The organism is Streptomyces sp. NPDC055506, assembly GCF_053643595.1.
Genome location: NZ_JBSHKH010000099.1, coordinates 17769 through 31410, shown reverse-complemented (window position 1 = coordinate 31410; position 13642 = coordinate 17769). Strand labels below are relative to the sequence as shown.

At 73.0% G+C, this 13642-nt stretch carries 11 protein-coding genes and 1 pseudogene; 2 read left to right on the top strand and 10 right to left on the bottom strand.

All coding sequences use genetic code 11. The features are described 5' to 3' along the window. From ACWIF2_RS29575 to ACWIF2_RS29560, 4 genes are all read right to left on the bottom strand, one after another. The coding region (locus ACWIF2_RS29575; protein WP_454363817.1) for a gas vesicle protein GvpO at positions 1–379 on the bottom strand (379 nt) is incomplete at its 3' end. Between the two features lie 92 nt (positions 380–471). Further along, on the bottom strand, positions 472–1401 hold the full coding sequence (gene ligD / locus ACWIF2_RS29570) for a non-homologous end-joining DNA ligase (RefSeq protein ID WP_454363816.1): 930 nt from the start codon (positions 1399–1401) through the stop codon (positions 472–474). Beyond that, positions 1398–3245, bottom strand: a complete 1848-nt coding sequence (locus ACWIF2_RS29565; protein WP_454363815.1) for a transketolase — start codon at positions 3243–3245, stop codon at positions 1398–1400. Before ACWIF2_RS29565 ends, ligD begins: the two co-directional genes overlap by 4 nt. Then, the gene (locus ACWIF2_RS29560) at positions 3242–5305 is read right to left on the bottom strand and encodes an FAD-dependent oxidoreductase (protein ID WP_454363814.1); all 2064 of its coding nucleotides are present in this window, start codon (positions 5303–5305) and stop codon (positions 3242–3244) included. The genes ACWIF2_RS29565 and ACWIF2_RS29560 overlap by 4 nt, the downstream gene beginning before the upstream one ends. A gap of 168 nt (positions 5306–5473) precedes the next feature. Between ACWIF2_RS29560 and ACWIF2_RS29555 the strand changes: the two genes are divergently transcribed. After that, positions 5474–6430 carry an LLM class F420-dependent oxidoreductase gene (locus ACWIF2_RS29555; RefSeq protein WP_454363813.1) on the top strand — a complete coding sequence of 319 codons (957 nt, stop codon included), beginning with the start codon at positions 5474–5476 and terminating at the stop codon, positions 6428–6430. Here ACWIF2_RS29555 and ACWIF2_RS29550 read toward each other — a convergent pair. Together ACWIF2_RS29550 and ACWIF2_RS29545 are read right to left on the bottom strand one after the other, a co-directional pair. Then, positions 6394–6951 (bottom strand): annotated as a pseudogene (locus ACWIF2_RS29550) (SDR family oxidoreductase); the annotation flags it as partial. The gene ACWIF2_RS29555 and the pseudogene ACWIF2_RS29550 sit on opposite strands and share 37 nt — an antisense overlap. 405 nt (positions 6952–7356) lie before the next feature. After that, complete coding sequence (locus ACWIF2_RS29545) at positions 7357–7830, bottom strand: phage holin family protein (protein WP_454363812.1); 474 nt, start codon at positions 7828–7830, stop codon at positions 7357–7359. 48 nt (positions 7831–7878) lie between these two features. On the opposite strand from ACWIF2_RS29545, the gene ACWIF2_RS29540 reads away from it, so the two are divergent. Then, a complete protein-coding gene (locus tag ACWIF2_RS29540; protein ID WP_399016363.1) occupies positions 7879–8229 on the top strand; it encodes a VOC family protein in 351 nt (116 codons plus the stop codon). A gap of 15 nt (positions 8230–8244) precedes the next feature. On the opposite strand, the gene ACWIF2_RS29535 is transcribed toward ACWIF2_RS29540, so the two are convergent. From ACWIF2_RS29535 to ACWIF2_RS29520, 4 genes are all read right to left on the bottom strand, one after another. Then, on the bottom strand, positions 8245–8805 hold the full coding sequence (locus tag ACWIF2_RS29535) for a GNAT family N-acetyltransferase (protein WP_454363811.1): 561 nt from the start codon (positions 8803–8805) through the stop codon (positions 8245–8247). 29 nt (positions 8806–8834) lie between these two features. Further along, positions 8835–10676 (bottom strand): CocE/NonD family hydrolase, encoded by a 1842-nt coding sequence (locus tag ACWIF2_RS29530; protein ID WP_454363810.1) that lies wholly within the window; start codon positions 10674–10676, stop codon positions 8835–8837. A gap of 72 nt (positions 10677–10748) precedes the next feature. After that, positions 10749–11681 carry a S66 peptidase family protein gene (locus ACWIF2_RS29525; RefSeq protein WP_454363809.1) on the bottom strand — a complete coding sequence of 311 codons (933 nt, stop codon included), beginning with the start codon at positions 11679–11681 and terminating at the stop codon, positions 10749–10751. Continuing rightward, complete coding sequence (locus tag ACWIF2_RS29520; RefSeq protein WP_454363808.1) at positions 11678–13642, bottom strand: prolyl oligopeptidase family serine peptidase; 1965 nt, start codon at positions 13640–13642, stop codon at positions 11678–11680. The genes ACWIF2_RS29525 and ACWIF2_RS29520 overlap by 4 nt, the downstream gene beginning before the upstream one ends.

The window sequence follows — 13642 nt, the reverse complement described above, 5'->3', positions numbered from 1 at the left end:
CGTCGGATCGACCGCGTTCGTAGCGGCGGACGCGCCGGTAGCCCGTGAGCTGCCCCTCGGTGTCGAGCTCCACTTGGTAGCTCGCCATCAGGCTCATCGTGTCGGGCACGCGCTCGAGTTCGAGGACCTCGACCTCCAGCGCCCAGCCCTCCTCCGTCTGCTCGAAGGACGACACGGTCTCGGCTTCCATGCCGGTGAGCTCCGCGAGCTGGCCGCGCGCCTGGCGCAGCACGTCCATCGGGCTCGGCCGCTTCGGGGCCGTCTGCTTCGGAGCCGTCTTCTTCTGGGCCGTCTGCTTCTCGTTCGGTTTGCTCGTATTCTGAGAGTCCTGGGGTTTCTGTGAACTCTGTGACTCTTGCGTGTCTCTTGTGTTCGACATGGCCACCTCCCCCTCCGTGTGGCCGCAAGAGTGTTCGCCAAACCTCTGGGGTCTCATGCATCTGCCACCCGCCAGGTGAAGCGGGGGGCGGCTCAGCCGCGCAGGGCGTTCAGCCGCCGCCGGGCCGGTCCCAGCGCCCGGCCGCGGCCGAGCAGGCCGGACCAGGGGTTGGTGCGGGCCTGCTCGACGGCGTCGGCGACGGTGTAACTGCGGGCGTTCAGCTCCGGGTCGTCGAGCTGGTCCCAGGTGATGGGGGTCGCCACGGGCGCGCCCGGCCGGGGCCGGACCGTGAAGGGCGCGACGGCGGTCTGGGCGTAGGCGTTGCGCTGCACGTCGAGGTAGAGCCGCTCGCCGCGGTCCTTCTTGCGGGCGGCGGTGGTGAGCCGGTCGGGGTGGGCGTCGGCGAGGGTGTCGGCGACGTCCCGGGCGAAGGCGCGCACCTCGTCGAAGTCGTGCCGGCCGTTCAGCGGCACGATCGCGTGCAGTCCGCGGGAGCCGGTGGTCATCAGCGCCGAGGGCAGCTCCAGCTCTTCGAGGAGTTCCCCGAGCAGCCGGGCGGCCTCGCGCACGGCCTCGAAGTCGTCGCCCGCGGGGTCGAGGTCGAAGACCAGCCGGTCGGGGTGGTCGACGCCGTCGGCGCGGGACAGCCAGCGGTGCAGGGCGATGCTGGCCTGGTCGGCCAGATAGAGGAGGGTGGCGGTGTCGTCACAGACGGTGTGACGGACGGTGCCGCCCTCCTTGGCCACCTCGACGCGGGTGATCCACTCCGGGTAGGAGTCCGGGGTGTTCTTCTGCATGAACCTCGGGCCGTCGAGCCCGTCCGGGTGCCGTTCCAGCATCAGCGGACGGCCGCGCAGGTGCGGCAGCATGAAGGGCGCGACGGCCCGGTGGTAGTCCACCAGGTCGCCCTTGGTGTACTCCTTCGCGCCCGCGCCGCCGGGGAAGAGCACCTTGTCCGGCCGGTGGACCGTCACGGTGCGACGGCCGGCCCGCACCCTGCGCGTGCCGTCGCCGCCGCTCACGGCACGACCGCCTCCTCCACCAGCAGCCGCCCGGCCGCCGCGATCGACTCGGCGTCGATGCCGGCGGCGTGCAGCGCCTCGGCCGGGGACGCCGAGCCGGGCATCGACCGTACGCCGAGCCGCACCAGGCGCGGGACGGGCCGTCCGTCGGTGAAGGCGTCGAGGACCGCGTCCCCGATGCCGCCCTCCGGGTGGTGGTCCTCGACGGTCACCAGGCAGCCGGTCTCCTCGGCGGCCCGGCGCAGAGTGGCGCGGTCGACGGGCTTCACGGAGTACAGGTCGATCACCCGCGCCTGGATGCCCTCCCGCTCCAGGGCGTCGGCGGCGGCCAGTGCCTCGTGCACGGTGACGCCCGCCGCGACGAGGGTCAGCCGGTCGCGCTCGGAGGAGCGCAGCACCTTGCTCCCGCCGACCGGGAACTCCTCGTCGGGGCCGTAGAGCACCGCGCTCTCGCCGCGCGAGGTGCGCAGATAGCGGACGCCCTCCAGGCCGGCCATCGCGCCGACGAGCCGGGCGGTCTGGTTGGCGTCGCACGGGTACAGCACGGTCGAGCCGTGCACCGCCCGCATCATCGCCAGGTCCTCCAGGCCCATCTGGCTGGGCCCGTCCTGGCCGATGGCGACGCCGGCGTGCGAGCCGACCAGGTTGATGCCGGCGCCGCTGACGGACGCCATCCTGATGAAGTCGTGGGCCCGGGTCAGGAAGGCCGCGAACGTGGCGGCGTACGGCATCCAGCCGCGCGCGGCGAGCCCGACCGCCGAGGCGACCATCTGCTGCTCGGCGATGTAGCACTCGAAGTAGCGGTCGGGGTGCTCCTTGGCGAAGAACTCGGCGCGGGTGGAGTCGCCGACCTCCCCGTCCAGGGCGACGATGTCGCCGCGGCCGGTGCCGAGTGCCGCGAGTGCCTCGCCGAAGGCGTTGCGGGTGGCGACCTCCTCGCCCTTGTCCCACTTGGGGAGTTCGTAGTTCCCGGTGTGAACGGCGTGCAGCATGCGGGCGGCCGGCGGTTCCTGCACCGATACGCGGATGTCGCGCGGTCCGCCGAGTTCGGCGATCGCCTCCTCGGCGTCCGGCAGCGGCTTGCCGTGCAGGCCCTCGCGGTCCTGGACGCCCTCTACGCCCTTGCCCTTGAGGGTGCGGGCGAGGATCGCGGTGGGCTGGCCCTTGGTGGAGGCGGCCTCGCCGTAGGCGCGGTCGACGGCGTCCACGTCGTGGCCGTCGACCTCGATGGTGTGCCAGTCGAAGGCCTGGAAGCGGCGGGCGTAGGCGTCCAGGTCGTGGCCGTGCCGGGTCGGGCCGCGCTGGCCGAGCCGGTTGACGTCGACGATCACGGTGAGGTTGTCCAGGTGCTCGTACCCGGCGTGCTCGGCGGCCTCCCACACGGATCCCTCGGCCAGCTCGCTGTCGCCGCACAGCACCCATGTGCGGTAGCCGGTGCGGTCCAGCCGCTTGCCGGCCAGCGCGATGCCGACCCCGACCGGCAGGCCCTGCCCGAGCGAGCCGGTGGCCGTCTCGACCCACGGCAGGCGCTGCGGTGTGGGGTGCCCTTCGAGGCGGCTGCCCAGCTTGCGGAAGGTGAGCAGCTCCTCGTCGTCGATGGCGCCGGCCGCCTTGTACGCGGAGTACAGCAGCGGCGAGGCGTGTCCCTTGGACAGCACGAAGCGGTCGTTGCCGGGGTGGGCGGGGCGGTCGAAGTCGTAGTGGAAGTGGTGTGCGAGCAGTACGGCCATCAGGTCGGCGGCGGACATCGAGGACGTCGGGTGCCCGGAGCCCGCGGCGGCGGCGGCGCGAACACTGTCCACGCGCAGCTGCCGGCCGAGATCGGTGAGTTCACCGGTGTTCATGAGTCTCCTTTCGCGGAGTCGTCCGGCGGGTCGGAACGCTTGACGGGGCCGGGCGCGATACCGGGGCCCGGGGGTGGTTGATCGTCAGGGGGCTGAGGACCGGGCACGGGCTGGTTCTTCGCGGGCTCACCGCCGGGCTGGTTCTTGGCGGGTTCACCACCGGGCTGGTTCTTGGCGGGCTCACCACCCGGCTGGTTCTTGGCCGGCTCACCACCCCGCCGACTCCCGGCGGGCTCGCCACCAGCCTGAGTCCGCGCCCGCTCGCCACCGGGCTGATCCGTGACGGGTACACCACCAAGCCGGCTCCGCGCAGATTCACCACCCGGCCGGTTCTTCGCCGGCTCACCACCCCGCCGACTCCCGGCAGGCTCACCACCGGGCTGGTTCCTGGCAGGCTCACCACCAGGCTGATTCCTGGCAGGCTCACCACCAGGCCCGCCCCCGGCAGGCTCACCGCCGGGCCCGCTCCTGGTCCGCGTAGCGCCGCGAGGCCCCTTGGCGGGCTCGTCGGCGGGCCAGGTCCTGCCCGGCTGCGCACCCGGGCGGCCCTTGGCGAGCTCCGTTTCCGAGCGCCGCTCCGCGGCCCCGGACCCAGGCTGCACCTGCGTCACCCCGGATCCGGGCTGCCCCTTCGCGGGCTGGTCTCCGGCCCGGTCCGTCCCGGACCCGGTGCCGGTCCCCCCGTCGTATGTGTCGGCCTCGATCGCTGCGCCCGGCCCCGAGCGGGCGCTCGCCTCCTGCCGCGTCCCGGGCCCGCCCGGCACCCGGGCCACCTCCGGAGACGAGGTGTCCAGGGGCACCGACCAGGACCGTACGAGCCCCAACTGCACGGCCTGGCGCGGCAGTACGGCGTCCAGCAGCCAGTCGGCGGCGACCCGGACCCGGTTGCCGGGCATGGCGGCGAGATGGTAGCCACGCGTCACCACACCCGCCGGCACCCCGGACAGCGCCACGCCGAGCGGATTGGCCGCGGCCTTCGCACCGCCCAGGTCGACGACGAAGCCCAGGTCGCGATGACGGTAGGGCTTGCGCACCCCGCCGAGCCCCAGCGACGCGGCGACGTTCTCGGCCGCGACCTTGCCGTGCCGCCAGGCGTGCTGCGCGGTCATCGGCGTATAGCTCCCCGGCTTCTCCAGATCGGGCACCGCGGCCGCGTCACCGCAAGCGAACAGCTCCGGCCGCCCCGGCACCTGGAGGTTCGGATCGACGAGCAGCCGCCCCTTCTCCAACGGCAGCCCGAGGGACTCCACCAGCGGATCGGGCCGTACGCCCACACACCACACCAGCGTCCGGGTCTCGACGAACTCGCCGTCGCTCAGTACGACCCCGTCGGGCGTGGCCTCCTTCACGGAGGTCCCGGTCCGTACGTCCACGCCCCGCTGCCGCAGCACCCGGTCGGCCGTCGCGGACAGCTTGTCGTCCATCTCGGGCAGCACCCGCGGCGCCACGTCCAGCAGGATCCAGCGCGGCCGCATGCCCTGCCGCAGCGGATGCCTGCGGACCTGCGCGTCGGTGAACAGCTGCCCGTGCGCGGCGACCTCGGTTCCGGTGTATCCGGCGCCGACCACGACGAAGGTGCAGCGCGCGGCGCACGACTTCGGGTCCTCGGCGACGGCTGCCAGCTCCACCTGCCGGGTCACGTGGTCGCGCAGGTACAGCGCCTCGGGCAGCCCGCGGAAGCCGTGCGCGTGCTCGGCCACACCCGGGATGGGCAGCAGCTTGTTGACACTGCCCGCGGCGAGCACCAGCCGGTCGTAGGCGAGCGTGCCGCCCTCGCCCTCGGGGCCGGTGTAGTGCACGGTGCGTCCGTCGAGGTCGATCCCGTCGGCCTCGCCGAGCACCAGCCGTACCCGGGGCAGCGTGTCCGAGAGGGAGACCGTGACCCGGCGCGGCTCCAGGATGCCCGCGGCGACCTGGGGCAGCAGCGGCACGTACAGGAAGTAGTCGGTCGGGTTGACCAGGGTGATATGGGCCCTGCCCCGGGTCTGCCGGGCCAGGGTGCGCGCCGCGCGGTAGCCGGCGAAACCGGCACCGACGATCACGATGCGGGGTCGACTCACGGTTCGCCTCCGGCGCTGTCGCGTACCTCGGGAGCCTTCCGCGTCCCCCTGGCCAGGGCACCCAAACGTCCGCCGGCCCCCTCCCGGGCGGAACCCCGCCGGTTTCCGGACCAGCGCCCGGGTACCCGGTGCGGGACACGGACGCCCACGTCGCGGAGGCTCTCCCCCATGCCCGAGTACGGCTATTTCCTCTCGTGCGAGCAGTACGGACCCGCCGAGCTGATCGAGCAGGCGCGGATGGCCGAGCAGGCCGGATTCCAGGCGCTGTGGATCTCGGACCACTACCACCCGTGGAACGACGAGCAGGGCCAGAGCCCGTTCGTCTGGTCGGTGATCGGCGCGCTGTCCGAGGCGGTGTCCCTTCCGATCGAGACGGCGGTGACCTGCCCGACCGTGCGGATGCACCCGGCGGTGGTGGCACAGGCCGCGGCGACCAGCGCGGTGATGACGGCGGGCCGCTTCCGGCTCGGCGTGGGCTCCGGCGAGGCACTCAACGAGCACATCCTCGGCGATCACTGGCCGCCGGCCCATGTCCGTCTGGACATGCTGGAGGAGGCCATCCAGGTGATGCGCCGGCTGTTCACGGGCGAGGAGGTCAACCACCACGGGCCGCACTACACGGTGGAGAACGCCCGCCTCTACACGGTGCCGGACGAGCCGATCCCGATCGACATCTCCGGCTTCGGCCCGGCGGCGACCCAGCTGGCGTCCCGTGTGGGCGACGGCTACATCAGCGTCGCGCCGGACGAGACGATGGTGGAGCAGTACCGCAAGGGCGGAGGCGGCGGAAAGCCGGTCAGCGGCGGCACCAAGGTCTGCTACGACACCGACGCGGACGAGGCCGCACGGACCGTCCACCGGCTCTGGGCGAACGAGCAGCTGCCGGGGGAGCTGGGCCAGGTGCTCCCCTCCCCGAAACACTTCGAGCAGGCACAGCGGCTGGTCACCGAGGACATGGTGCGCGAGAACCGGGTGTGCGGCGACGACGTGGACGCCCACGTGGCCGAGCTGAAGCAGTTCACCGACGCGGGCTTCGACCGGGTCTACGTCAACCAGATCGGCCCCGACCTGCGCGGCTTCTTCGACTTCTACCGCACGAAGGTGCTGCCGCAGCTGGAGAACTGACGGCGGACCGGCCCGGTCAGTCGGCGTGCAGCCAGGATCCCGGCTCCCACGGTCAGGGCCGCGCCCAGCCGCCCCCGGTTGCGTGACAGCCACTGCTGCGCGCTGCCGACCACGGCCTCGTCGTCGAAGCGCCCGTGCGCGCCGAAGTCGCGGCCGTGCGGCCCGTCCGCCGGGGCCCACAGGTTCACCGGGCCGTCGGGCCTGCCCTCGTCCTGCTGCGCGTCGAAGTTCGTACGGGCCAGATAGCGGTCCAGCAGCCCGGGGACGACGGCGTTGGCGATGAGCGTGGCCGCGGTGGAGCCGCCCACCCAGTACTCCCGGCGCCGCGCGTGCGACGCCGCGTGCACGACGGCCCGGGCCGCGACCTCCGGCTGGTACACGGGTGCGACGGGCCGGGCCCGGCCGGCCATCCGATTCAACACCCAGTCGAACTGCGGGGTGTTGAGCCCCGGCAGCTGCACCATCGTCGTCCGCACCCCGCTGCGGGCGTGCAGCAGCTCGCAGCGCAATGACTCGTTGAACCGTTCCTAAAGACTGAGCAGGAGTGAGCCCGATCAGCCGCACGCCCCGAACGGTCTTGAGCGCACTGGTTACCGGCGTACTCAACCCCGAGGCGGCGACACGCATCCCGTGCGTGGTCCGATCCCGGGAGGCCGGTCCCCTCACGACCTGGCCATATGGCTACGGCCAGAGGCGACGGGGAGGCCCCGAACCATCACTCCGGTGGAGCGGGGGCCCCGCACACTGGCGCCGTACCCGGCGTCCCAGATCGCACGATCACGTTAACCCGGTCGGCCCAGGACATCGCAAGCCCACAAGCGGACCATCACACGATCGAGCTAACTCGACCTCCTGTGCACGATGGTGCCGCTCACCACGACCACTCGGCCCTGCTGGTGGGATGTTCCTCGCTTGTGCACCCGGCATCACGCCCTGGGGCGGGGTACGTCCGGGTCGTCCGTCGGCCGCGGGGGCACCGTGCCCGGGGCGGGCCCGGCGGGCGTGCCCGGCGGCACGGGCGGGTACGGCAGACCACCGGCAGCCGCGGCGGCCTGGCCCGCGGCCTCATGGCCCGGGACCGCACCGGCCGGCTGCCCGGAACCTGGGCGGGCCGGCCGGGCCATGCCGCGCAGCACATAGGCCGCGGCGCCCAGGATCACTGCGGTGATCAGCGCCGCCGCCCAGTCGGGCAGGCCGAGGGCGAGGGCCAGTCCCACGGCGAGTGCGAGGGCCGCGCCCGCGTACAGGGCGAGCGCGCCGGACGCGGCGTACAGCGTGGCCCTGCGGCGCTGCTTGCGTGTCTGCTCGCGCAGTTCGTCCCGTACGGTCTCACGCGCCACCTGTGCCAGCTCGTCAACCAGATGCTTGTCCAGATGCTCCAGGTGATCCATCGGCTTCATGCCCGGCCGGGTACCCGCGCCCCATGGCGCGTAACTAGGCTCGTCCCCATGGAGATTCTGGGTGCCACACTGCGCGTCTGCGTCGACGACCTCGAGACCGCGATCCCCTTCTACGAGCGGCTGGCGGGCGGCAGCGCCCAGCGCTTCGAACGGGGCGGAGTCGAGGTGGCGGCGATCGGCTGCTTCCTGCTGATGAGCGGTCCCCCGGCCGAACTGGAGGTGCTGCGCAAGGTCTCCGCGACGATCGCCGTCAAGGACGTCGACGACACCCACCGGGTGCTCACCGAACTGGGCGCCCACATCGTCGCGGGCCCGATCGCCTCGCCGGCCGGCCGCAATCTGATCGCGCTGCACCCGGACGGGTCGATCTACGAGTACGTGGACCGCAACCCGGGATGACCGCCGGGCCGGAGCTCAGCGCCGCCCCGGCCCCGTGACCATCTCGGCGGTGATCGCCCAGCGTTCGTGGTCGCGCCAGGCCCCGTCGACGAAGAGCATCTTCGGCGAGAAGCCCTCCAGCCGGAACCCGCAGCCGCGGGCCAGGGCGATCGACGCGGCGTTCGCGGGCTGGACGTTGATCTCCAGCCGGTGCAGCCGCATCGGGCCGAACGCGTGCCGCACGACGAGGTCGAGCCCTTCGCGCATCAGCCCCCGCCCGGCGGCGTGCGCGAAGGCGCCGTAGCCCAGCGCCCCGGACTGGAAGCCGCCCTCGACGATGTTGTTGATGTTGATGAACCCGGCGATGGCCCCGTCGCCCTGCTCGCACACGAGGAAGCCGGCCTTGGACGGGTCCTCGATCAGCCGGCCGGCGTACGCGGTGTAGGCCTGGGCGCTCTCGGGCGGGAAGAGCCAGGGATGGTGCAGGTCCTTGCTCTCCCGCGCCCGGGCGGTGAACTCGGCGCCGTCCCCGTAGGTGAAGTGGCGTATGCCCACCCGGGGGCCTTCGGCGAGGTAGCGGGACGCGTTGTGGGGCACCCCGCCACAGTAGCCGCGCCCCCCCCCGGTCAGGAGCCCGCGACGGGCAGCCGCAGCACCCCGGTGTTCCGCGGTCCGCTGACCACGGTCACCGGTTTGATCCCCCGGTTGCCGAAATAGGCGTCGTCGCTCGCCGCGATCACGAAGCTCAGCCGGTGTCCCTTCTCGTACCGGTGCACGATCCCGGGCAGCGTGACGGTGAAGCTCTTGGTCACGTCCGGTACCCGGACCGGCGCGACCAGGCGGCGCACCAGGGTGCGGGTGCCGTCGGGGGCGACGTCGTAGAGCTTGGCGAACAGGACGAGCTTGTCGGCCGCGTCGCCGGAGTTCTGGGTGCGCTCGGCCTTCGGGGAGTTCACCTTGAGCGTGGCCCGGGGCGCGCCGACGACATCGAGGGGCCGTGACAGCGGCGCGCTGGTCCAGCCGAGGTAGGTGCCCTCGGTGTCGTGCGGTGGTGTGTCGGGCAGCCCGATGAGGCCGGAGAGCGAGTTCTCCGAATGGCTCGTGGGGATCAGCCCGTTGGTATAGCTGCGACTGCCCCGGGCCACCTTGTTCCGGTTGTCGACGAGCTTGCCGTCGCCGGAGAGATACAGGGTGCGGCTCGGCTCGGGGAGGTGTTCGGCGGTGGCGTAGGCGCGGTTGGGGTCGGTCATCCAGTCCCGGTGGTAGGCGAAGGCCGGTCCCGTGTCGGCCTGTGTCCGGCCGCGCAGATGGCGGTCGAACCAGGCGAGGACGCGCCGGCCGACGTAGCTGGTCTCCAGGTTGCCCTTCGACAGATCGAGTTCACCGGCGCCGGGGCCGGTGAGCCCGGCGCTGTGGCCCCAGGACTGCCAGATCATCTTCACGGGGGTGCCCTGGGCGCGGAGCGTCCGGTACGTCGCTGTCGCCTCGTTGAGGTTGAAGAGGGTGTCGGCCTGCCCCTGGACCAGCAGGGTGGGTGCCTTGACGCGGTGGAGATAGGAGGCCGGGGAGACGCTGCGGGCGAAGGCGAGCAGCTCGGCGGTCCGGTCGGCGGGGTAGCGGCCGGAGTTGAGTGTGTGGATGGTCCGGCAGGCCTTGGTGACGAAGTGCAGGCAGGACAGGCGGTTGATGCGGGACGGGTCGAGGCTGGGCTGGAGCAGCGGCTGGCCTTCGCCGATGAGGTAGAAGCCGTTGGTCCACTGCCACTTGAAGACGCCCGGTACGCCGGTGCCGCCGGTGGCGTTGTTGGGGTCCAGCGCGTACGCCAGGTCGTTCCAGGTGATCATGGGGACGAGCGCGTCGAGGCGGTGGTCGACGGCGGCCGTGGCGAGCTGGACGGCGCCGCCGTAGGAGCCGCCGATCATGCCGACCCGTGGATCGCCGGGCCGGTCGAGGGTGACGAAGTCGGCGGTGCTGCCGTCGTCGGCGGCGCGTTGGCCGCCGAGGAAGTCGACCAGTCGCGCGGCGGCGGCACCGTCGATGGCCGGGTCGTCGAGGGAGATGAGACAGCCGCTGCGGCCGAATCCGAGCCCGGAGTAGATGAGGGAGACGTAGCCGCGCTGGGCGAAGGCCTTGCCGATGGTGCCCGTCGAGCCGTCCGACTTGCTGCCGCCGAAGCCGTTGGTGCCGAGCACGGCGGGCGCGCGGTGCTTCCGGTCCACACCCGCCGGGCGGTACAGGTCGGCGTCGACCGTGCAGGACCGGCCACCCGCCCGGACGGTGAACTTGAGCGGAGTGACGGTGTAGGAGTCCGCCGCGGTGGCGGGCGGAGCCAGGGTGAGAGGGACGGCCAGGGCGGCGCCCAGAGCGAGAGCGAGCGGCGCGCGGGATCTGGGCACGCGTCGGGACACACGGACCTCCACGGTGGGGACAACCCGGATACCGACCAGTAGGTACTTGGTCGTAGTCATCGTGTGACACGTGTCAGGGAGCGTCAATCACCGAAACGAGGGTTTCTTGACAGGATTTCAGTAACGGCATGCTCAGCTCAGGGCGGGTTGGTCGAACGTCAACGTGCCTATGACGGTGTCCAGTTCGGCCGCCATCCCCAGGGGCATCGTCAGCGCGCCCTCGCCGTGCCCGAACCCGAACTCCTCCACGACCGGGACACCGAGTCCGCCGAGCCGGTCGGCGAAGACCGCGCGCAGGTCCTCGTCCGGGCCGCACGTCGCCCAGGAGCCGAGCACGATCCCGGCGACCCCGTCCAGCCAGCCGCCGCGCAGGAGTTGGGTCAGATACCGGTCCAGGCGGTACGGGCTCTCGCCGATGTCCTCGATCAGCAGCAGTCCGTCCCGGGCCGACGCGTGGGCGTGCGGGGTGCCGAGGTCGCTCGCGAGCAGGCTCAGACAGCCGCCCAGCGTGACGCCCCGGGCCCGTCCGGGCACCAGCGCGCCGCCGCCCTCGGGCACGGCCGTGACGGTCCGCACGGACTCCGGCTCGAAGAGGGTCGCCCGCAGATGCTCCTGGGCCCGGGCGTTCTTGAGGAAGTCGACTCCGGCGACCGCGGGGCCGTACAGGGTGACCAGTCCGAGGCGGGTGGCGAAGGCCTGGTGCAGGACGGTGATGTCGCTGAACCCGGCGAACACCTTCGGGCCCGCCGCCCGCATAGCCGCCCAGTCGAGCAGGTCGACCATGCGCTGCGCCCCGTACCCGCCCCGGGCGCACAGCACCGCGGCGACGGACGGGTCGCACCAGGCGTCCCGCAGGTCGGCGGCCCGCTCGGCGTCTGTGCCGGCCAGGTAGTCCAACGCGCGGTGCCGGCCCAGCACATGGGGCGCCACCACGGGATCGAGGTCCCAGCCGCGCAGGATGTCGAGCCCGGCCTGGAGCCGCTCCTCGGGCACGGGCCCGCTCGGCGCGACGACGGCGACACGGGCGCCGGGGGCGAGCCGGGGCGGTCGCAGAAGCTGGTTCACTTGCTGAGCTCCAGGGTCGGAATGCCATGTGGATCGAGCCGGAACACCTGGGCGTACAGGGAGAGTTCGGCCTCCAGGGCGCGCACCATGGTCTCCGCCCGCCGGAACCCGTGTCCCTCCCCCTCGAAGGCGAGATAGGCGTGCGGTACCCGCCGGCCCTCCAGCCGGGCCAGGAAACGCTCGCACTGGACGGGCGGGCAGATCACGTCGTCCAGGCCCTGGAGCAGCAGGAACGGCACACCGAGGCGGTCGGCGTGGCCGGCGGGCGAGCGCTCCGCGTACCGTGCGGGCACCTCGGCGAGCGGCCCGATCAGGCTCTCCAGGTACTGGGACTCGAAGTCGTGGGTCTCCCCCGTGCCCCAGCCGGTGAGGTCCAGGATGGGGTACTTGATCGTGCCGCAGGCGTAGACGTCGGTCGTGGTGAGGGAGGCGGCCGCGGTCCAGCCGCCGGCGCTGCCGCCCCGCACGGCGAGCCGGCCGCGGTCGGCGGTGCCCTCGTCGGCGAGGGCCAGGGCGACGGCCGCGCAGTCCTCGACGTCCACCACGCCCCACTGCTCGCGCAGCCGCTCCCGGTAGGAGCGGCCGTAGCCGGTGGAGCCGCCGTAGTTCACCTCGGCGACGCCGATGCCGCGCGAGGTGAAGTAGGCGATCTCCAGGTCGAGCACGAGCGGTGCGCGGCCGGTGGGCCCGCCGTGCGCCCAGACGACGTACGGCGGCAGTTCGCCGCCGGGCGCGACGCAGCCGGGGTGGTGCGGCGGGTAGATGTGGGCGTGGATGTCGCGTCCGTCCGGCCCGGTGAAGGCGCGGATCTGCGGCTCGGGGTAGTAGGCGGGGTCCACGGCGTCGTCGTGCTCGGCGCCGATGACGCGGGCGTGGCCGGTGGCGGCGTCCAGTTCCACGACCTCGTAGGCGCTGCGCGGGCTGGCCCCGACGGCGGCGACCCGCTCGCCGTGCGCGGCGAGGGTGGGCGCGAACTCGGTCCAGGGCCCGGCCGCGTCGACGACCTCGCCGGTCTCGGGGTCCAGGATGCCGAGGGCGGTGGCGCCCCGGCCGTGCACGACGGCGATCAGGCCGCTGTCGAGCGGCGCGAACCATCGCATGCCGAGCTTCCACAGCGCCCCGCCGAACTCCTCTTCGCGCGGGCAAAGGGGCTTCCCGTCGAGGTGGAGGTTCCACCAGCCGCTGCGGTCGCTCGTGTGCAGGAGGCGGCCGTCGGGGGTCCAGTCGGCCTGGGCGATGGACTCGCCGGGCCCGCCGGCCACGGTCCGCGCGTCGTGCAGGGTGCCGTCGGGGCCGATGTCGGCGAGGACCAGTTCGGTGCCGTCCCACGGCATGCGGGGATGGTCCCAGGCCAGCCAGGCGGCCCGCCGCCCGTCGGGCGAGAGCTTGGCGCCCGTCACGAAGCGGTGCCGGGCGTCGGTGAGTTCGCGCACGGCGCCCCGGTCCTGGGCGGCGGAGCCGTCGAGCGGGACCGCGGCCAGGACGCGGCGCACATCGGTGGGTCCGTCGCCGGTGAACTCCTCCAGCACGCACCACACTTCGCCCCGCTCGGGGCGCGGCAGCGGCTCCGCCCAGCGCAGGCCCCCGCCCACGGGGGACACCGGCGTGAGGGGGCGGGGCTCTCCGCCCGGCTCGTACCGGTACAGCCGCTGGTCTGCGAAGTTCACGAACACCACCAGCGGGCCGTCGTCGCCCGCGTGGGCGGCCCACGGGTGGCCGCCGTACTCGATGACCCGGCTGCGCACGTTCCACGGCGCGGGCAGCACCGGCTCCTCCGTGCCGTCGGCGTGCCGCCGCACCAGGGTGCGCCGGCCGCCCTCGGCGGGGCGTGGCTCGGTCCACCACACCTCGTCGCCGACGAAGCCCACGTACTCCGGATGCCCGTCGTGCGCGGCGGCCAGGGCCGCGTCGATGGGCGAGGGCCACGCCCCGTACGCCAGCGTCCGCACTCTCTCCCCCAC